This is a genomic window from Photobacterium angustum (assembly GCF_003026365.1).
Lineage (GTDB): Bacteria > Pseudomonadota > Gammaproteobacteria > Enterobacterales > Vibrionaceae > Photobacterium > Photobacterium angustum.
The window spans coordinates 218,576-238,902 of sequence record NZ_PYOM01000002.1; the positions used below are offsets into that span (position 1 = coordinate 218,576).

Annotated in this window: 14 protein-coding genes; 9 read left to right on the forward strand and 5 right to left on the reverse strand. The window is 40.6% G+C overall.

Annotated features, from left to right (window positions below):
• Window positions 1-241 precede the first annotated feature (241 nt).
• From metG to CTN01_RS03090, 3 genes are all read left to right on the forward strand, one after another.
• Window positions 242-2,287: a methionine--tRNA ligase gene (gene metG, locus CTN01_RS03080; RefSeq protein ID WP_045149531.1), complete on the forward strand. Its 2,046-nt coding sequence runs from the start codon at window positions 242-244 to the stop codon at window positions 2,285-2,287.
• A gap of 448 nt (window positions 2,288-2,735) precedes the next feature.
• Entirely contained in the window at window positions 2,736-4,049 is a 1,314-nt protein-coding gene (locus tag CTN01_RS03085) for a dicarboxylate/amino acid:cation symporter (RefSeq protein ID WP_045083364.1), read from the forward strand.
• Between the two features lie 189 nt (window positions 4,050-4,238).
• Entirely contained in the window at window positions 4,239-5,093 is an 855-nt protein-coding gene (locus CTN01_RS03090; RefSeq protein WP_107342082.1) for a hypothetical protein, read from the forward strand.
• Window positions 5,094-5,138: 45 nt separating this feature from the next.
• Here CTN01_RS03090 and serS read toward each other — a convergent pair whose 3' ends face one another.
• From serS to lrp, 5 genes are all read right to left on the reverse strand, one after another.
• On the reverse strand, window positions 5,139-6,446 hold the full coding sequence (gene serS, locus CTN01_RS03095; RefSeq protein WP_045083363.1) for a serine--tRNA ligase: 1,308 nt from the start codon (window positions 6,444-6,446) through the stop codon (window positions 5,139-5,141).
• Window positions 6,447-6,574: 128 nt separating this feature from the next.
• Window positions 6,575-7,930 (reverse strand): replication-associated recombination protein A, encoded by a 1,356-nt coding sequence (locus CTN01_RS03100; RefSeq protein WP_279615362.1) that lies wholly within the window; start codon window positions 7,928-7,930, stop codon window positions 6,575-6,577.
• 89 nt (window positions 7,931-8,019) lie between these two features.
• Window positions 8,020-8,634, reverse strand: coding sequence for an outer membrane lipoprotein periplasmic chaperone LolA (lolA, locus tag CTN01_RS03105; RefSeq protein WP_039872481.1), 615 nt, complete (start codon window positions 8,632-8,634; stop codon window positions 8,020-8,022).
• Between the two features lie 101 nt (window positions 8,635-8,735).
• Window positions 8,736-11,876, reverse strand: a complete 3,141-nt coding sequence (locus CTN01_RS03110) for a DNA translocase FtsK 4TM domain-containing protein (protein WP_107188260.1) — start codon at window positions 11,874-11,876, stop codon at window positions 8,736-8,738.
• A gap of 441 nt (window positions 11,877-12,317) precedes the next feature.
• Complete coding sequence (gene lrp / locus CTN01_RS03115; protein WP_005368765.1) at window positions 12,318-12,812, reverse strand: leucine-responsive transcriptional regulator Lrp; 495 nt, start codon at window positions 12,810-12,812, stop codon at window positions 12,318-12,320.
• 884 nt (window positions 12,813-13,696) lie between these two features.
• Between lrp and trxB the strand changes: the two genes are divergently transcribed.
• From trxB to infA, 6 genes are all read left to right on the forward strand, one after another.
• Window positions 13,697-14,647, forward strand: a complete 951-nt coding sequence (trxB, locus tag CTN01_RS03120; protein ID WP_045127827.1) for a thioredoxin-disulfide reductase — start codon at window positions 13,697-13,699, stop codon at window positions 14,645-14,647.
• A 117-nt stretch (window positions 14,648-14,764) separates the two neighbouring features.
• On the forward strand, window positions 14,765-16,537 hold the full coding sequence (cydD, locus tag CTN01_RS03125) for a heme ABC transporter permease/ATP-binding protein CydD (RefSeq protein WP_045127826.1): 1,773 nt from the start codon (window positions 14,765-14,767) through the stop codon (window positions 16,535-16,537).
• Window positions 16,530-18,251 (forward strand): heme ABC transporter ATP-binding protein/permease CydC, encoded by a 1,722-nt coding sequence (gene cydC, locus CTN01_RS03130; protein WP_045149534.1) that lies wholly within the window; start codon window positions 16,530-16,532, stop codon window positions 18,249-18,251. Before cydD ends, cydC begins: the two co-directional genes overlap by 8 nt.
• Before the next feature lie 123 nt (window positions 18,252-18,374).
• Window positions 18,375-19,088: a leucyl/phenylalanyl-tRNA--protein transferase gene (aat, locus tag CTN01_RS03135; protein WP_045127824.1), complete on the forward strand. Its 714-nt coding sequence runs from the start codon at window positions 18,375-18,377 to the stop codon at window positions 19,086-19,088.
• A gap of 3 nt (window positions 19,089-19,091) precedes the next feature.
• Window positions 19,092-19,781, forward strand: coding sequence for an arginyltransferase (locus CTN01_RS03140; RefSeq protein ID WP_045127823.1), 690 nt, complete (start codon window positions 19,092-19,094; stop codon window positions 19,779-19,781).
• A gap of 200 nt (window positions 19,782-19,981) precedes the next feature.
• Window positions 19,982-20,200, forward strand: coding sequence for a translation initiation factor IF-1 (gene infA / locus CTN01_RS03145; RefSeq protein WP_005368778.1), 219 nt, complete (start codon window positions 19,982-19,984; stop codon window positions 20,198-20,200).
• Window positions 20,201-20,327: the final 127 nt, after the last annotated feature.

A 20,327-nucleotide genomic window follows, 5' to 3' on the forward strand; every position in this document is an offset into this window, starting at 1 on the left:
TTAACGCTCCACATAATCTATTATCAAACGAGCAACAACTTAACCTTTAGTTAGTCATTTAAGAGCTTGTTGCTGCGCTAATTTTACTTGTTTTACTTAATGCTACCACCAAAGCATGAAAACTGCCCGATTTCACAAGCTTTTAAGCGGATAAAACCGTATCTGATGCTAGGAATAACGACAACCATCAGGTAGTATTTACAGCTACGTTTTTTACCCATCATGAGCGAAATAAGTAATTATGGCTGCCAATCCAAGAAAAATTCTGGTTACCTGTGCCCTACCGTATGCTAACGGTTCTATCCACTTAGGTCACATGCTTGAGCATGTACAAGCGGATATTTGGGTTCGCTATCAGCGCCTACGCGGCAACGAAGTTCATTTCATTTGTGCCGACGATGCACACGGAACTCCAATCATGCTTAAGGCCCAGCAGATGGGTATGGAACCTGAGCAAATGATTGCAGAAGTGAGCAAAGAGCACCAAGCTGATTTTGCTGGCTTTGATATTGATTTTAGTAACTACCACAGCACACACTCACCAGAAAACCGTGAGTTAGCATCTTTTGTATACACTCAGTTAAAAGACAAAGGCTTTATCACTAGCCGTACTATTTCTCAGCTTTTTGATCCTGAGAAAGAAATGTTCCTACCTGATCGTTTCGTAAAAGGTACATGCCCTAAATGTAAAGCTGAAGACCAATACGGTGATAACTGTGATAACTGTGGTGAAACATACAGCCCAACAGATTTAATCAATCCAAAATCAGCCGTTTCTGGTGCCACACCAGTCATGAAAGATTCTGAGCACTTCTTCTTCGACCTGCCTCAATTTGAAAGCATGTTAAAAGAATGGACTAAATCTGGTGCACTTCAAGAAGAAACATCTAACAAGATGCAAGAGTGGTTCGAGTCAGGCCTGCAACAGTGGGATATTTCTCGTGACGCTCCTTACTTCGGCTTTGAAATTCCAGGTGAAAAAGGCAAATACTTCTATGTATGGCTAGATGCACCAATTGGCTACATGGGTTCATTTAAAAACCTGTGTGACAAGCGCGACGATCTAAACTTCGATGAGTTTTGGAATAAAGATAGCTCAACAGAACTGTACCACTTCATTGGTAAAGACATTGTTTACTTCCACAGCCTATTCTGGCCAGCAATGCTAGATGGTGCGGGTTTCCGTAAACCAAACAATGTATTCGTACACGGTTACGTAACAGTAAACGGTGCGAAAATGTCTAAGTCTAAAGGTACGTTCATCAAAGCAGGAACTTACCTAAAACACCTAGATCCAGAATGTCTACGCTACTATTACGCAGCCAAACTAAACAGCCGTATTGATGATCTAGATTTAAATCTAGAAGACTTCACACAACGTGTTAACAGTGACGTAGTAAACAAGATTGTTAACCTAGCATCTCGTAATGCAGGCTTCATCGCTAAACGTTTCGATGGTAAGTTATCTGATAATTTCGTTGAAACTGAGCTTTATGCAGAGTTCGTTGAAGCCGCAGATCGTATCGGTGAACTATACGAAAGCCGTGAATTCGGTCGTGCAATTCGTGAAATCACTGCATTAGCAGATAAAGCAAACCAATATGTTGATGAAAAAGCACCTTGGGTTGTTGCGAAGCAAGAAGGTAAAGACCAAGAGTTACAAGAAATTTGTACTGTAGGTATCAACCTTTTCCGCGTACTAATGGCTTACCTGAAACCCGTTATGCCAAAACTGGCTGAGCGTAGTGAAGCATTCCTAAACGACACACTAACTTGGGAAAACATTGCCAAGCCGCTAACAGCTCACGAAGTAACGAAGTTTAAAGCTCTATTTAACCGTATCGATCCTGCACACGTTGCAGCTATGGTTGAATCATCGAAAGAAGAAGCTGCAGCAGATAAAGCAGCCGCTGAAGCCGCTGCAAAGCCTGCAAGCCCTTTAGCAGATGAGCCAATTGAAGCTGAAATCGAATTTGACGATTTTGCTAAAGTGGATATGCGTATCGCTAAGATTGTATCTTGTGAAGAAGTGCCAAAGGCGAACAAACTGCTTAAATTCCAACTAGATATTGGCGGTGAAATGCGCCAAGTATTCTCTGGTATTAAGTCAGCTTATACACCAGAAGAGTTAGTGGGCAAAATGACTGTTATGGTTGCTAACCTGAAGCCTCGCAAAATGAAGTTCGGCATGTCTGAAGGCATGATCCTAGCAGCAGGTCCTGGTGGTAAAGATCTTTGGATCCTAGAGCCACATGAAGGTGCACAGCCAGGTATGCGTGTAATGTAATTTACACCTCACCTCTATATAAGGGCACTGTATGTGCCCTTTTTTATTGCCATTTTTTACCACTCACGAATAAAAAGCCACATTTTAAGAATATAAATTCAACCAATGACCAACAAAATATTTTTATTTTATAAAATTATTATTAGTGAAATAGCTTAATCCTCTGAAATAGTACTATTTTCTTACAGAATGAGAGTTAACAACGTCTATTAGGTAGAGTTATATATAAGATAAAAGCGTGACCAACCCGAGATAAAAACCACTCAAATGTTAAAATGTGGTTAATATTGCTCTTATTTAACTTTAAAAATATATAAAAAACGTGACTTAAGCCATATAGTTAATATTTGATCGTATTTTTGCTTTGGTTGAAACATTGAAGTCCTGATAGTCTCTTTGTGGCTCTGATATACAGATGGACAGAGTGAATAATTATAAGGAAAATTCAATGTCAACGACAAAGAAAAAAATGTCCCTCACCTCCCGAGTGATCCTCGGTATGGTATTGGGTATTCTAACAGGATTTTTAATTCGCACCTTTTTAGCTGATATCTCTTTTATCCACGAATACATCGTTAACGGTTTGTTTGATGTGGGTGGCAAAATTTTCATTGCCAGCTTAAAGATGCTTGTAGTACCTCTCGTTTTTGTATCGCTGGTTTGTGGTACTAGCTCATTAAAAGATATTGCAACATTAGGTCGCCTTGGCGGTAAAACAGTCTTGTTCTATCTTGCAACAACTGCCATTGCTATTTCTCTAGCGCTTTTCCTTGCTAATGTTTTCGAACCTGGTGCAGGTGCAGATTTAAGCGCAGCAACAACATTTGCCGCAAAAGAAGCGCCAACACTAGGTAGCGTTATTGTTGGTATGTTCCCAACGAACCCAATAAGTTCTATGGCAAATGGTAATACTCTGCAAATTATTGTCTTTGCCGTATTATTCGGTATCGCAATTAGTGCTGCGGGTAAACCTGGAGAACGTATTGCTGAAGTTTTCAAAGATCTTAATGAAGTGATCATGAAGCTGGTTGCGTTACTAATGAACATTGCACCATTCGGTGTGTTCTTCCTAATGGCTAAGCTATTTACAGGATTAGGTCTAGATGCAATCTTTAATCTGATTAACTACTTCTTAGTACTTGTTGCCGCTCTACTGATCCACGGTTTAGTAACATACAGTGCAATGCTAAAGATCTTTACCGGTCTAAGCCCTATTACTTTCCTGAAGAAAATGGAAGATGCAGTGATGTTTGCTTTCTCAACGGCATCATCAAATGCAACAATTCCAGTTACGATGGAAACAGCAACCAAACGTCTTGGCGTAAATAACAAGATTGCTTCATTTACAGTACCGCTAGGTGCAACCATTAATATGGATGGCACGGCTATCATGCAAGGTGTCGCTACAGTATTTATTGCTCAAGCGTTCAACATTGACCTAAGCATGGGTGACTACATTGCTGTTATTGTAACTGCAACACTTGCCTCTATTGGTACTGCGGGTGTTCCTGGTGTCGGCTTGATCATGCTGGCCATGGTACTAAACCAAGTCGGTCTTCCGGTTGAAGGTATTGCAATCATCATGGGTGTTGACCGCCTACTTGATATGATCCGTACCGCTGTCAACATTACTGGTGACTCTGTAGTGACATGTATTGTCGCTAAGAGTGAAAACGAGCTTGATATTGAACGCTTCAATGATCCTACTGCTGCAGTTAAAGATGAAGAAGTTAAATTTCATCCACTAAAACAAAGCTCATAATTCGGTAATTCTTATTGTATAAGGCGCCTTTATGGCGCCTTTTTTATATCACTATTTTGGTGCAATTGAACCAAATCAGATCATAAGGCACAATAATACCCTATCTAACCTACTGTTTTAATTACTTAATATTAACGGCATAACAATTGCTTGCTCACTAAAAGAATAAGAGCAATTAAAGGGCTATTTATGTGGTTGATCATAGCTATCGTTATTTCACTATTAACTATTGGATATATCACTTGGAAAACAAAAAAAAATAACACCCAGTTACAACTACAATTTGATCAAATAATACAGCTTAGGCAATTGATACAATTCATTCGTTATCATCGCCGCTATTGCCATCAAAAAATTGTAAGTAACAATACAAACAATAAACTTCATGAATCTATTCAGAATAAAAGATATGCCTCGAAGCAAACACTCTCGATATTAATTTATCAAGCTGATACCAATCACAAACCGATGTATCGGATCTTAAGACAAGAAATACAGCGTTTATTTACAGATAGTCCTAACTACTCTTTACAGCGCAGCCAAGCCGTTCATGGCAGAATTATTCGGCACATTATGTATCTTATTGACGATGTGATTAGTGCTAGCTTGCTTACGGCTGAAAAAGACACCACTTTCGAACATTATCAGTCAGCTTGGCCTGTTACATTAAATGCACTAGATAGTTTAAATAAATTCCGTTGGACGATTGAACAACACCCTTTAGAAAATAAAAGCTATGCGCAAGAGTTAGAAATGCATGTAAAGATGATCCAACGAAGACTTGGACAGATATCGATGATAAGCCATCAGACACCACCTATTTGGCCTATTGAAAAGCTCATGCAAACATTTCAAGAGATACAATTTCATAACCAAGATGAAAATAAACTTAAAGAGGAGCTTTACCTTTATTCTATTCAGATATCAGACACTATTTTTCAGTTCTTCGATCTTATTATCAATGATATTGCTGACGATCTTGCTATAACGGGTCCAAACATAACGGCATGTGCTATTGATTTTAGTCACAACAAGCAGACATAAAAAAACCCAGCACGACGGCTGGGTTTTCAAACGACTAATCAGTGATTAACCGATGTGTGTCATACCATTCATGTACTTACGTAGTACTTCAGGGATCTCGATACGACCGTCTGCCTGCTGATTATTTTCTAAAATAGCAACCATTGTACGACCAACTGCAAGACCAGAACCGTTTAATGTATGAAGAAGCTCTGGCTTCTTCTCACCTTTGCGACGGAAACGTGCTTGCATACGACGAGCTTGGAAATCCCACATGTTTGAACAAGAAGAAATTTCACGATACGTTTCTTGAGCAGGAACCCATACTTCAAGATCGTATGTTTTACATGCTCCAAAGCCCATATCGCCAGTACAAAGAACCACTTTACGGTATGGAAGCTCTAGAAGCTGCAGTACTTTCTCTGCGTGACCTGTTAACTCTTCTAGTGCAGCCATTGAATCTTCAGGTTTCGTAATTTGTACAAGCTCAACTTTATCGAACTGGTGCATACGAATAAGACCACGAGTATCACGACCGTAAGAACCAGCTTCAGAGCGGAAACATGGTGTATGTGCCGTCATCTTAACTGGAAGCTCCGCTTCATCAGTGATGGTATCACGCATCATGTTTGTTACAGGTACTTCAGCTGTTGGGATCAATGATAGAACACGAGGCTCTTCATCATTAACTTTTTCAGTTAAAGGCTGTGTATGGAACAAGTCTTCACCGAACTTCGGAAGCTGACCTGTGCCAAATAAGCTATCTGCATTTACCAGGTACGGTACATACATTTCTGTGTAGCCGTGCTCTTCGGTATGAAGATCAAGCATAAACTGTGCAATTGCTCGGTGTAAACGCGCAAATTGACCTTTCATAACGATAAAGCGTGCACCGGTAATTTTTACAGCACTAGCAAAATCAAGACCACCCGCCATTTCACCAAGATCTACGTGATCTTTCACATCGAAGTCGTAAGCTTTTGGCTCACCCCAACGAGAAATTTCTACGTTTTCAGATTCATCTTTACCTACAGGTACAGAATCATCTGGGATATTTGGTACAGATTGTGTAATAACATCAAGCTCTGCTTGTAACTCAGCTAACGCTTTTTTCGCGTCATCAAGCTCAGAACCTAGGTTACCCACTTCAGCCATAATACGCTCGGCTTCTTCGTGATCACCTTTCGCTTTTGCCTGACCAATCGACTTCGATCGCGAGTTACGTTGAGCTTGAAGCTCTTCTGTCTTCACTTGAAGGGATTTACGCTTCTCTTCAAGGTTACGTAAAGTTTCTACATCAAGGTTAAAACCACGACGCGCGAGTTTTTCAGCTGTTTCATCCAGCTCTGTTCGAAGTAATTTAGAATCTAGCATGCTAATCCTGTGCTCTTAATATTCTGAAATGCACGTTATTTAGACGATTTTTATCAAAATAGTCTGTAATTAGGAAGGCAGTTCTTACATGGAACTGCCAGTCGTTTAACGATACCCAAAAAGCCTTATTATTGGTAGCGCTTTAACGGGCTTTTTGCATCTAATGAAGCAAGATAATCCAACTTTTCGGATATTTTCATTTCTAAACCACGGTTTGATGGTTGGTAATAAACCCGATCACGAATTTCACGCGGTAAATACACTTCACCAGCCGCATAAGCCCCTGCTTCATCATGGGCATAACGATACCCTTCGCCATAACCTAATTCTTTCATTAACTTGGTCGGCGCATTACGTAAATGATGAGGGACTTCAAAATCGGGAAATTCGCGAGCATCTGCTTTGGCAAGATTAAATGCCACGTAAACTGCATTACTTTTCGCCGCACAAGCTAAGTACACAATCGCTTGTGCTATGGCTCGCTCACCTTCATAAGCGCCAACACGGGTATAACAATCCCACGCAGAAACCGCGACTTGCATCGCGCGAGGATCAGCATTACCGATATCTTCGGAAGCAATTGCCAGTAGACGACGAGCTACATATAGAGGATCACAGCCAGCTTGGAGCATACGTGCAAACCAATACAAAGCACCATCAGGATTAGAACCTCGAATTGATTTATGCACAGCCGAAATCATGTCGTACCAAAGATCACCTTTGTTATCAAAGCGCGCAACCTTTTCGCCTGTGACTTCCGCTAATAATTCGACCGTTATTTGCTTAATGCCTTCATCATCCTCTTCAGCCATATCAATAAGCTGCTCAAGATAATTTAAAGACATACGAGCGTCACCACGAACAAACTCAGCTAATTTTTCTTTAATATCATCCGCAAAGTGTAAATTCGTTTCAGTTACACCTCGCTCTTTATCTGTTAATGCTTGTTCAATCACTTGTAAGATCTCATCATCCTCAAGTGACTTTAACTTATAAACACGAGCTCGAGAGAGTAATGCGTTATTAAGTTCAAACGATGGGTTTTCTGTCGTTGCACCAATAAAGGTTACAGTACCATCTTCAATATGCGGTAAAAACGCATCTTGCTGACTTTTATTAAAACGATGCACCTCATCAACAAATAAAATAGTGCGACGCCCTGCCATTTTATTGTCACGAGCCTTATCAATCGCAGCTCGAATATCTTTAATACCTGATGTTACAGCAGACACACGCTCTACTTCAGCGTTGGCATAATGTGCAGCGACTTCTGCTAATGTCGTTTTTCCTGTCCCCGGTGGCCCCCACAAAATCATTGAATGTAGTTGCCCGCCTTCTAAGGCTCGACGTAAGGGTTTTCCTTGTCCCAAAATATGTTGCTGACCGATATATTCTTCTACTGTTCGAGGTCGCATTCTTGCGGCTAGCGGTCTGAAGTCAGAAGAAAAATCAAGGCTGAAGTTATTCAAAATAACCACTCCCATAAACAGAAAAAGGTGGCTAACAGCCACCTATACAATTTAGATTAACAATACATACATGCTAACTCATAGCATCATATCGATTGTTTTATTCATTGACGTTGGTCGTCCAGTTCTACCCCTTTCGGTGGCGTAAACTTAAATAAGTCTGCCGCAGGCGTAGTACGTGTAAATTTAGATAATGTGTAGTTACTGCGTTGCCCATCACTCTCTACCACAGAGAAATTACGTACTTGGCCATCTTTAGATACTGTCACGATAAACTCATCCATCGAAGATGTTTTATCTTTCGGCGTTAAGGTAAAAGTATCTGCTAATTGCTTAACATTATAACGCGACCAGTCTTTTTCATTATTACGTGTTAACAAAACAAACGGTGTTTGTTCTGTTGCATCTTTTAGCCACATTGCCGTGACCTGTTCAACAAATGGACTGTAATACCATACTGTTTTGCCATCTGAGACTAGCAAGCTTGCATCCGGTGTTTTAGTATCCCAACGGAATAAATTAGGACGTTTAATGGATAAATCGCCAGTCCCATCAACCAGTATTTCACCATCAGGACTAATCACTTTCTGAGTAAAGTTAGCACTAAAGGCATTCACTTTATCAAGTCGGCTACTTAATGTTTGTTGTGGTGTAGCCCAAGCACTTGTTGTTGCAAGCATTGGGACGGCAACTAACATACTTAGCCATAACTTTTTCATCATATTCGCTAACCTCTGTTAAAGTAAACCGCCGAACATACTATGCGCAGCGGTTTAAATTACGCTATAAATTTACTGACAGCAAGGTGTCGGTTTATTCATTAATCGTGGATCTGTACTGGCGCAGGTGCTAGTACTTCTCGGTTTGAATTGTGCCCCGGCGGGCTAACAATGCCATGCGCTTCTAGTTGCTCAACAATTCGTGCTGCACGGTTATATCCAATTTTAAAGCGGCGCTGAACACCCGATACTGATGCACGACGCGTTTCAGTTACAAATGCAGCCACTTCATCAAACAGTTGATCGATATCATCATCACCACCTGTGGATGTTTCACCCGGTAATAGACTTTCTGAACCTTGGTCTGAACTTAGGATACTATCTATATATTGTGGTTTACCACGCGCTTTCCAATCATTCACCACGTTGTGTACATCATCATCCGATGCAAATGCACCGTGAACACGTGTTGTATGGCTTTGACCTGGTGGTAAGTACAGCATATCACCCATACCAAGCAAGGATTCTGCACCACCTTGATCAAGAATGGTACGTGAGTCTGTTTTCGTTGATACGGTAAATGCCATACGCGTAGGAATATTTGCTTTAATTAAGCCGGTAATAACATCCACAGATGGACGCTGAGTAGCAAGTACTAAGTGGATACCTGCCGCACGAGCTTTTTGAGCAAGACGCGCGATAAGTTCTTCAACTTTCTTACCTACAACCATCATCAAGTCAGCAAATTCATCAATGATCACTACAATACTTGGCATTTTTTCAAGTAATGGTGGGTATTCATCCATAGTATCGCCTGGTTGCCATAATGGATCATGAATAGGGTAACCCGCCGCCGCTGCTTCCTCTAACTTAGCATTAAATCCCGCTACGTTACGTACTCCACATTTAGCCATTAACTTATAACGACGTTCCATTTCCCCGACACACCAACGCAAGGCATTACCTGCATCTTTCATGTCAGTCACAACTTCAGTTAATAGATGCGGTATACCTTCATAAATAGATAACTCCAACATCTTTGGATCGATCATAATAAAGCGACAATCTTCAGGCTTACACTTATATAGTAAGCTCAAGATCATTACGTTTACACCAACAGATTTACCCGATCCTGTTGTACCCGCAACCAACAAGTGAGGCATTTTACTGAGATCTGCCACAACAGCTTCACCAGCAATATCGCTACCTAAAACAATCGGTAATGGACCATCCATATTCTGAAAACGCTCACTGGCGACCACTTCAGACATGTATACCGTTTCTCGACCTTTATTCGGCAATTCTAAACCAATATATGGTTTACCCGGAATAGCCTCAACGACACGTACAGCCATTACAGACAACGCGCGCGCTAAGTCTTTTGCCAAACCAGAGATACGACTAACTTTCACACCTGGCGCTAAATCTAATTCAAAGCGAGTAATAACAGGCCCTGGATAGATCCCTTTCACCTGAGCTTTAATTTTATAATCAACTAACTTAGATTCAATTAACGCTGCCGTCGCTTGCAACTCTTCTTCAGAGGCTGGCTCAACAGTTCGACGAGCAGGTTGTAATAAATCTAATGTTGGCATTGGTGACGTTGGAGTAGGAAGATCAACTTCTGTTTGCATTAAAAACGGATTATCTAATCCAGCCAAGTGTGCTTGTTCTTTCTGTAAATCACGAATATTTTGCAAAAAAGCTTCCTGATCATCTTTTTCTTTTTGCTCAGGCGTCAACTCATCAGCTTCGCCACGCTCTAGTTCAGACATACCATCTTGCACGCCAATTTCAATATCACTTCCCGGAACAGGCTGTGATGTTGTTGGTTGTGGAGTAACAACTTGAGGTGCTATATGTGTTGTCTGTTGAGCTGTCATAGATTCTTCGGATTGACTTGGTTCAACAACATTCTGCTGTGAAGAATGGTAAGCCGGTGCAGCGGTTACTGCTGATTCAGCCGCTTCAATTGCACTTTGCGTATACTCATCTACTGGAACAGTAAAATCTTCATTTTTATCTAGTTCGCGTTCTAAATCTTCAATCGAAAGACCACGAGGCTGAGTAGTTGGTTGTGGCGCTGTCTCTTGTGGTTGTTGAACAGCTACTTGCGGTTGTGTCACTGACTGATTTACCACTGGTTGTTGAACAGTTGGTTGTGGTTGTGCCGCAGGCTGATTTACCACTGGTTGTTGAACAGTTGGTTGTGGTTGTGCCGCAGGCTGATTTACCACTGGTTGTTGAACAGCTGGTTGCGGTTGTGCCGCAGGCTGATTTACCACTGGTTGTTGAACAGCTGGTTGCGGTTGTGCCGCAGGCTGACCTACCACTGGTTGTTGAACAACTGGTTGCGGTTGTGCCGCAGGCTGACTTACCACTGATTGTTGAACAACTGGTTGCGGTTGTGCTTCTGGTTGATTTATGACAGGTTGACTCATTTCTAACAATGGATCTCGTGCCATATCAGAATTCGGTCGAACAATCTTATAAGGTGAAGATTCTACTTCTTTTGCATTATTCTCTGATGGATTGTTATTAACATAAGATGACAATAACGGGTCGTCTTCATCATCAACGTCATCTATGTGTGCCATGTAAGGCATTTCTGATTCATCAGGAATTTCAGTTGCAAAAGGTCGCATAACCTCATGTTTATCTGAACGAAATTTATTTAGAAACCAAGTTAACGAAGCAAGTGTCTTCTCACCTAATGTATCAACAATTGATGTCCATGAAATACCCGAGAACAAAGTAAAGCCAATAGCCCAAATAAACATCAGTACTAATGTTGTACCTAGCACATTAAGCAATGGCATTGAAATGTTTGAAACAACATCCCCTACGACTCCACCAGATGAAAAGTACCAAATATCATCAAAGTTTAAATCAGCAAGACCACAGCTAGTTAATAGCAATAAAATAAGGCCTAAAAGACGAGTGCCGTAAACCATATAATCGTGAGATAAACTTTTTGAACGGCGACGGAATAAATAATAGCCAAGTAAGACTATTAAGGCTGGAAAAACATAGGCTAATGAGCCAAAACTGAAGAAGAAAGTATCAGCCACTAAAGCGCCAAACGCGCCAGCTTTATTCTGAACAACCCCTTCCCAAGCAGTTTGTGACCATGAAGGATCTGCAGGGTTAAATGTTACCAATGCCACCATAATATAAATAGCAGCTAAAATACTGATGATTAAAAAACCTTCAACAATGCGTTGTGTACCTGACAAACGCATCTGGGACAGTTTTTTACCTTTAATCTTCCTCAAGGATAACTCCGATGTCTCTATAAAACTCAAAAATTTGCCAGAAATCTAAGACATTCATCGAATAATACTAATCTCTACAGTCAAATACGCTATAAAGCTTAGCCAAATATAAGAAATACAATGTCATTTTCTCAATGCCACTATTCTATACTAAATGCGCGCATTGTCTGTGTACCGAAAAAGCTTTTAGTGAAAATTTTTCCCTCGCCCCAGATAATAAGGTACAAATAGTTCATATCAGATAACTATTTTAGACGCCTAATAGATAAAAAAATTCATCACTATGTCAATTTGATTCACTTTTTGTCCAATTAACCATCACTATGAATAAATTAACATATCGTACAAACAAAACGAGCGGCTTAATAGCCGCTCGTTTATTTATTCTGCTTATAATCAGCAATACACTTATCGTGTTTTAATCACTAGATTATTTGACTGTTTAACTTCTTCCATTACAACGTAGGTACGCGTGTCATTAACACCCGGTAGACGCAATAATGTTTCACCAAGAAGCTTACGGTATGCTGACATATCAGATACACGTGTTTTTAATAAGTAGTCAAAATCACCAGAAACAAGATGACACTCTTGAATATCTTCAAGCTCTTGAACTGATTTATTGAACTGTTCAAATACATCTGGCGCACCACGATTTAGTGTAATCTCTACAAACACCAATAGTGAAGCATCAAGAAACTGTGGGTTAAGTAATGCGGTATAACCACTGATATAACCTTGACGCTCTAAACGACGTACACGCTCAAGACAAGGTGTTGGAGATAAACCAACACGCTTTGATAGCTCAACATTTGAAATTCTGCCGTCTTTTTGAAGTTCATTCAAAATATTACGGTCAATGCGATCCAATTCCTTGGATGGTTTCTTTTTGGTATCTACCATTTTTTATTCCACCTTCTTACTTCCTTGCAAAAAAATATACTACATTTTATCTATTTTTAGAATCAAATAAGCCACAAGTCAAAATTAATAATCAATAAACACCTATAAATTGACTTGTAACCTAGACAAATTGACTGCCTAACATTATTTTCATGGCAATTTGAGCTTTATGATTCACTACCCACTCATATTCCTTGCCCAATATTACCAGTTGCAGTTTTTCCGCATGCTAAAAACTGAATATTTATAACCTGCTCACCCTGTAATTTAAGATGCGCATCGCTATGTAGTTATAGAAATTTTTACCAGATAAGAAATGATTGTCAAAGTAAAACAGCAGCAAAACTCGTATTAATCACTACGAAAACGCGTAGAAAACACCTAAAACATGTATCTTTGACTTCATTCTATTCGCGACAAAGAGCATTATCATATGAATAATTAACCATATAAAAGCACCTAATCTCTAGTCGACCATTTTTTAACCAAGCCTTCTTTGTTAACGTTTTTTTTCTTTTAACCCTAGCAAGAAACAAGTAAAGTCATTTAAAATCAGAAATTTAAGGTCAAGCCCGAATTATTCTGAACCTTTGACATAGACAATACGGCTAAATATAAAACAATTAATAATAAAAAAACGACGCGATAAAAATATAATCTGATTTTTCATTTTTATCTTTTTTACTTATTCATTTTCTTTCGTGTTTTTTTGTGACCCATATAACGTTTTATTTATTAACCTCTTTGTCTTTACTCAACGTTTTTTTTTCATATATAACGCCAAATTAGCAATAACCTATTCTTAATTCGACTCTTCCTTTACGTCTGCAATTTACCTACAATCAATTCTCAATAACAATAATCTCATTCAGCCTGGAGAAGAAATGAGTAACGTAAAACATTGTGAACTGCTCATCCTTGGTTCTGGTCCTGCGGGCTACACCGCTGCGGTATATGCTGCACGTGCTAATTTAAACCCTGTGATGATCACTGGTATGCAGCAAGGCGGTCAGTTAACCACGACGACAGAAGTTGAAAACTGGCCAGGGGATGCTGATGATCTAACTGGTCCTGCGCTAATGGATCGCATGAAAGCACACGCAGAAAAATTCAATACTGAAATTATTACCGACTACATTGTTGAAACTGATTTCAGCCAACGTCCTTTTTTATTAAAAGGCGAAAGTAATACTTACACATGTAATGCACTAATTATCTCAACAGGTGCGTCAGCAAAATACATTGGCTTAGAATCAGAAGAAGCATTTAAAGGCCGTGGCGTTTCTGCATGTGCGACTTGTGACGGTTTCTTTTACCGCAATCAAAAAGTAGCGGTTGTCGGCGGCGGTAATACTGCTGTTGAAGAGGCGCTTTATCTATCAAATATCGCCTCTGAAGTTCACCTTATCCACCGTCGTGATTCTTTCCGTTCAGAAAAAATCCTGATTGATCGTCTTATGGATAAAGTCGCTAATGGCAATATTATACTTCACACAGATCGCACTTTAGATGAAGTGCTTGGTGATGATATGGGGGTTACTGGTCTTCGCTTAAAAGATACTCGCTCTGACGCAACTGAAAAGTTAGACGTCATGGGTGTGTTCATTGCAATTGGCCACCAGCCTAATACCGCTATTTTTGAAGGTCAATTAGACATGGAAAATGGCTATATTAAAGTGCAGTCAGGCTTAAATGGTAATGCAACACAAACAAGCATTGAAGGTATTTTTGCAGCAGGTGACGTTATGGATCATAACTACCGCCAAGCAATTACCTCTGCAGGTACTGGCTGTATGGCTGCGCTTGATGCTGAACGCTATCTTGACGCCCAATAATCAGTAAACGTCCAAACCGCGACTTGATAAGTGGCGGTTTGTTTACCTCATAGTTAAATGTATGCTCACCATTTAACTATGAGTTACCCACCGTTAATACCGTAATGAAACCCTTATATGGATAAACAATTACAGCGCGATTTAACCAAATGGCTTAAATCCCAAAGCAAGTTAGCAAAACGCTGGCTTATGCTAAGTATTGGATTAGGCTTTTTGTCTGGTTTACTGCTTGTTGGACAAGCAGCATTACTTGCAAGTATTCTGCATCAGCTGATTATTGAACATGCTGATAAATACTCTCTAATTAACCAATTTATTGGTTTATTTGTCATTATCGGTTTACGTTCTCTATGTAGTTGGGGAAGAGAGATTTTTGGCTACCGTTGTGGCGAACAAATACGCTTACATATACGTCAATTAATTCTTAATCGCTTACAAAGCTTAGGTCCCGCCTATATAAAAGGAAAACCTGCTGGTACATGGGCAAGTCTTGTCCTTGAGCAAGTAGAAGAAATGCAAGATTTCTTTGCTCGCTATCTGCCTCAGATGTCATTATCTGTTCTTATTCCTGTCGTGATTTTATTTGTCGTTTTCCCCTTAAACTGGGCAGCAGGGTTAATATTCTTACTCACCGCACCACTGGTTCCTTTATTTATGGCACTGGTTGGCTTAGGTGCTGCAGATGCTAACCGCCGAAATTTTAAGGCATTACAGCGCTTATCTGGTCACTTTTACGATCGCCTTCAAGGGCTATCTACCCTGCGTTTATTTGATCGTGCAGAAGCTGAAGCAGAAAATCTTCATGCTGCTTCTCACGTACTTCGCAAACGTACAATGGAAGTCCTTCGTCTGGCTTTCTTATCTTCAGCAGTATTAGAGTTCTTCTCTGCTATTTCTGTTGCTATTGTTGCGGTTTACTTCGGCTTTGCTTTTATCGGTGAATTAAACTTCGGTAACTATGGTATCCCGATTACTTTATTTACTGGATTGTTCATTCTGGTTCTTGCACCTGAGTTTTACCAACCGCTACGTGATCTTGGTACTTTCTACCATGCCAAGGCACAAGCTATTGGTGCTGCAGAATCTATCGTTGAATTTCTTAATATTGAAGCAGACGAAATGACGGAAGGCACTAAAACATTAACAACGCCAGATAAAATCCAAATATCTGTGACCGAGTTAGAAGTATTAAGTCCAGAGGGTCAAAAGCTGGCTGGTCCACTGACATTTGATATTAATGCTAATGAACATGTGGCACTGGTTGGCCCAAGTGGCGCAGGTAAAACCAGTTTATTAAACGCGTTATTGGGCTTCCTTCCCTATCGCGGCAGTATCAAAGTCAATGGGATTGAACTAAAAGAGCTCAGCCACAGCGAATGGCGTCAAGCAATCAGCTGGGTTGGTCAAAACCCGTTACTTGTACACGGTACGATTTATGAAAACATCACATTGGGTGATCAGTTAGCAGAACAAGCCAAAGTGACTCAAGTTGCAAAAGAAGCTTACGCTGACGAATTCATTAATCGCTTAGAAAAAGGTTATCAACACCATGTTGGTGATCGCTCCGGTGGTTTATCTGTAGGTCAAGCGCAGCGTATTGCTGTTGCTCGCGCCATGTTACAACAAGGTGCGTTTTGGATTTTAGATGAACCTACAGCAAGCCTTGATGCTAACAGTGAACGCTTAGTCCTTGAAAGTTTAGACCGTGCTGTTGAGCAACACACCACATTGATGGTTAGCCACCGTTTAGATCAACTACATGCGATGGATCGTGTTCTTGTAATGGAGAATGGCAAACTTGTTCAAAACGGTTCGTTCGTAGAAATTAGTCAACATGGCTTACTCGCAGATATGCTAAGCCATACAGATAAGAGGGATCTCGATGCGTGATTTAATCCCTTACCTAAAACTTTACCGTAAGCACTGGTTTGGCTTAACACTCGGTATGCTCTTAGGTTTAGCTACAATTCTTGCTGCTATTAGTCTATTAACCCTATCAGGGTGGTTTATTGCCGCTTCTGCAGTTGCGGGCTTAACCATCGCGAGAGAAACATTCAACTACATGTTACCTGGAGCTGGTGTTCGTGGTTTCTCTATGGCTCGCACCGCAGGGCGCTGGGGGGAACGCGTTGTTAGCCACAATGCAACGTTTAAGCTCCTTGCTGATCTACGTTTATTTTTCTTTAGGAAACTCACACCACTGATCCCAGGCCGTCAAGCTAACTTACGTGATGCTGATTTGCTGAACCGTTTAGTTGCTGATGTTGATGCGATGGATCACATCTATCTAAGATTGGTTAGTCCTTTAGTTATTGGCGTATTAGGTATCGCTGCAATTACCGCATTTTTATCATGGTTTGATCCAACGATAGGCTTAACGCTTGGTGGGATCTTACTATCATTAATGTTTATATTGCCTATTCTGTTTTACCGCTTAGGTAAACGTAACGGTGAGCAACTGACAGTTGCAAAAGCAAACTACCGTGTAAAACTGCTAGATTGGTTGCAAGGCCATGCAGAACTCTTGCTGTTTAATGCAGAACCTCGTTACCGCCAACAAGCAGAAGCAGAGCAAGACCAACTACTTGCTGCTCAACGCAAAATGGCGAGTTTAACAGGCTTAGCTAATGGTATGTTGATGGCAGCCACAGGCTGGACCTTAGTGGTCATTCTATGGATTGCTGCTGATGGTATTGGTGGCCATGCGCCCGATCCATTTGTAGCTATGGTCGCATTTGCAACCATGGCAAGCTTTGAGATGATGATGCCAGTTGCTGGTGCTTTCCAATACCTAGGACAAACCATAACGTCAGCAAAACGCTTAAATGAAATCATTGAAGCTACGCCTGATACGGTCTTTGATCCAAACGGTTACCATGGTGATGCACAAGGTGAGCTGAAGATTGAAAATGTCAGCTACACCTACTACGGTAGCACTCAAACTGTTGTGAAGAATGTATCAATAGACTTAAAACAAGGTGAAAAACTGGCATTACTAGGGCGAACAGGTTGTGGTAAATCAACCTTACTTCAACTACTCACGCGTAGTTGGGATCCTCAGCAAGGTCAAATTTCAATTGATGGCAAACCACTTCCTGCATGGAGTGAAGGCGCTCTACGTAAAGCAATTACCGTGGTTAGCCAACGTGTTGATATCTTCAACGGTTCATTGCGAGAAAACCTTGTGTTAGCGAAACCCAACGGCACTGATGCTGAATTTACAGAAGCATTAATTCAAGTCGGTCTATCTCCCCTACTTGAAGATAAAGGGTTAGATACTTGGTTAGGTGAAGGTGGGCGTCAAATCTCTGGTGGTGAAAGACGCCGCTTAGGTATCGCTCGCGCACTGCTTCATGATGCGCCTATCCTACTAATGGATGAGCCAACAGAAGGTCTTGATCGCCGAACTGAGCAGCAAATATTAGCCTTGTTACTCGAACATGCAAAAGATAAAACCGTACTCTTTATCACCCACCGATTAGTTGGACTCGATCAAATGGATCAAATCTGTTTAATGGATGAAGGTGAGATCATCGAACGCGGTAAACACCAAGCATTACTGGCACAAAACGGTCGTTATGCAGAATTGTGTAATCGTATTTAAGTACTGTAATAGCCAAAAATAAATAAAGGCGATACCTGAGTGTATCGCCTTTTTATTATCTGTCTCATCTCACTATCAACTGCGATATAATCATTTAAGATTTACCACTACTATCACTAAAGTATGACTATTTATTTACCAGAGATCGATAGCAGCACTTACCAGTTCCCTCACCCGTCAAACGCCTTATCAGAACCTAATGGGTTACTGGCAATGGGAGGCGATCTCAGCCCCAAACGCTTACAAACCGCCTATCGTGAAGGTATTTTCCCTTGGTTTTCTGAAGGTGAACCTCTTCTTTGGTGGAGCCCTACTCCTCGTGGCGTTTTTCATCCACATACCTTTATGCCAAGTAAAAGCCTGAAAAAGTTTTTCCGCAAATCAGGCTATACCATTACGATTAACAAGGCATGCCATGATGTGATTCGCCACTGTGCAAGTTGTCGCGGACCAGAACAAACGTGGATCACCGAAGAAATGATTTCAGCCTATCAAAGACTACATACCTTAGGTATTTGTCATTCCGTAGAAGTTTGGTCTAATGAAAAACTAGTAGGCGGTTTTTATGGTGTTGAAATAGGAACCATTTTTTGTGGTGAATCGATGTTTTCATTGGCCGATAATGCATCTAAAATTGCATTATGGCAGTTTTGTCGTTATTTCTCTAAGCTTGGCGGTACATTAATTGATTGCCAGATGATGAACCCACACCTTGAATCCTTAGGCGCAAAAACCTTTGAGCGTTCGCTATTTTTAGACCATCTTTACCAGCAGCGAGATATTATACTGCCAGTAGAAACCTATCTTTCTCACGTTTTACCGATTGCACAGGCCTAACCAATGAATCAGTTATCACTACAAATCGGTCTAACACCAGAATCTAATTGCAGTTACTTACCTAATGAAACAGAGCGATTAGGGGTAGTAATAGAGCCACAGTGGCTATCACCCGAAGGCTACGACTTATTGATAGCCTCAGGTTACCGTCGCAGTAGTCACGCCATTTACAAACCTATGTGTGCTGCTTGTTCAGCCTGTACGCCTTTACGTATTGATTGCCAAGGATTCACACCATCAAGAAGTCAAAAGCGTCAGCAAGCTCAAATGAGAAAGCTGCGCTTCGAGTTTAAAACAGAGCTAGATGAAAACTGGTTTGTATTATATGAAAAATACATCCGTCTTCGTCATTCCACAGGATCCATGTTTCCAGCCAATAAAGAACAATTTTTTGAGTTTGTAACTGCCCCTTGGATGGCAACCGCATTTTTGCATGTTTATGAAAATGACAAACTTATCGCCATTGCTGTAACAGATGTATTTCCTGACGCTTTAAGCGCAGTATATAGTTTTTTTGAACCAGAGCATTCTCTCTCTCTCGGAACCTTGTGTGTACTTTTTCAAATAGAGTTCTGTCGCCAATCAAAGCGTCAATGGCTATATCCTGGGTTTCAAATTGATGCTTGTAAGGCAATGAATTACAAAACACGTTTTGTCCCTCATCAAAAACTTATCGATGGTATATGGCAGTAAGTTTGCTTAAATCTAAAGCAATACAAACTGAACACATCAAACAAAAGTCAATTTACGTAGAAAATACGTATTAATCGCGAACAAAAGCTGACAAAGACAACTGGCAAGGGTAAAATTACCACCTAAACTTTACACTTAAACAGTTTCGAGGCATTATCCAGCCCGATCAAGATGAATGGCTGGTAGCCTAAGAGGATTCAATGGCAAAAGAAGACGTAATTGAAATGGCAGGTACTGTACTAGATACACTACCTAATACAATGTTCCGTGTTGAGCTGGAAAACGGTCACGTAGTTACTGCTCACATCTCTGGTAAAATGCGTAAAAACTACATCCGTATTCTTACTGGTGACAAAGTAACTGTGGAACTGACTCCTTACGATCTAACTAAAGGTCGCATCGTCTTCCGCGCACGTTAATTTTCTTTCAAAATTAGCGATGCAGTGAAACCCAGCTAGATGCTGGGTTTTTATTTTATCTATCGAATGATATTTTCATATAGATAAAAAAAACGCCGCAGACTTTTTAGCCTGCGGCGTTCTAGTT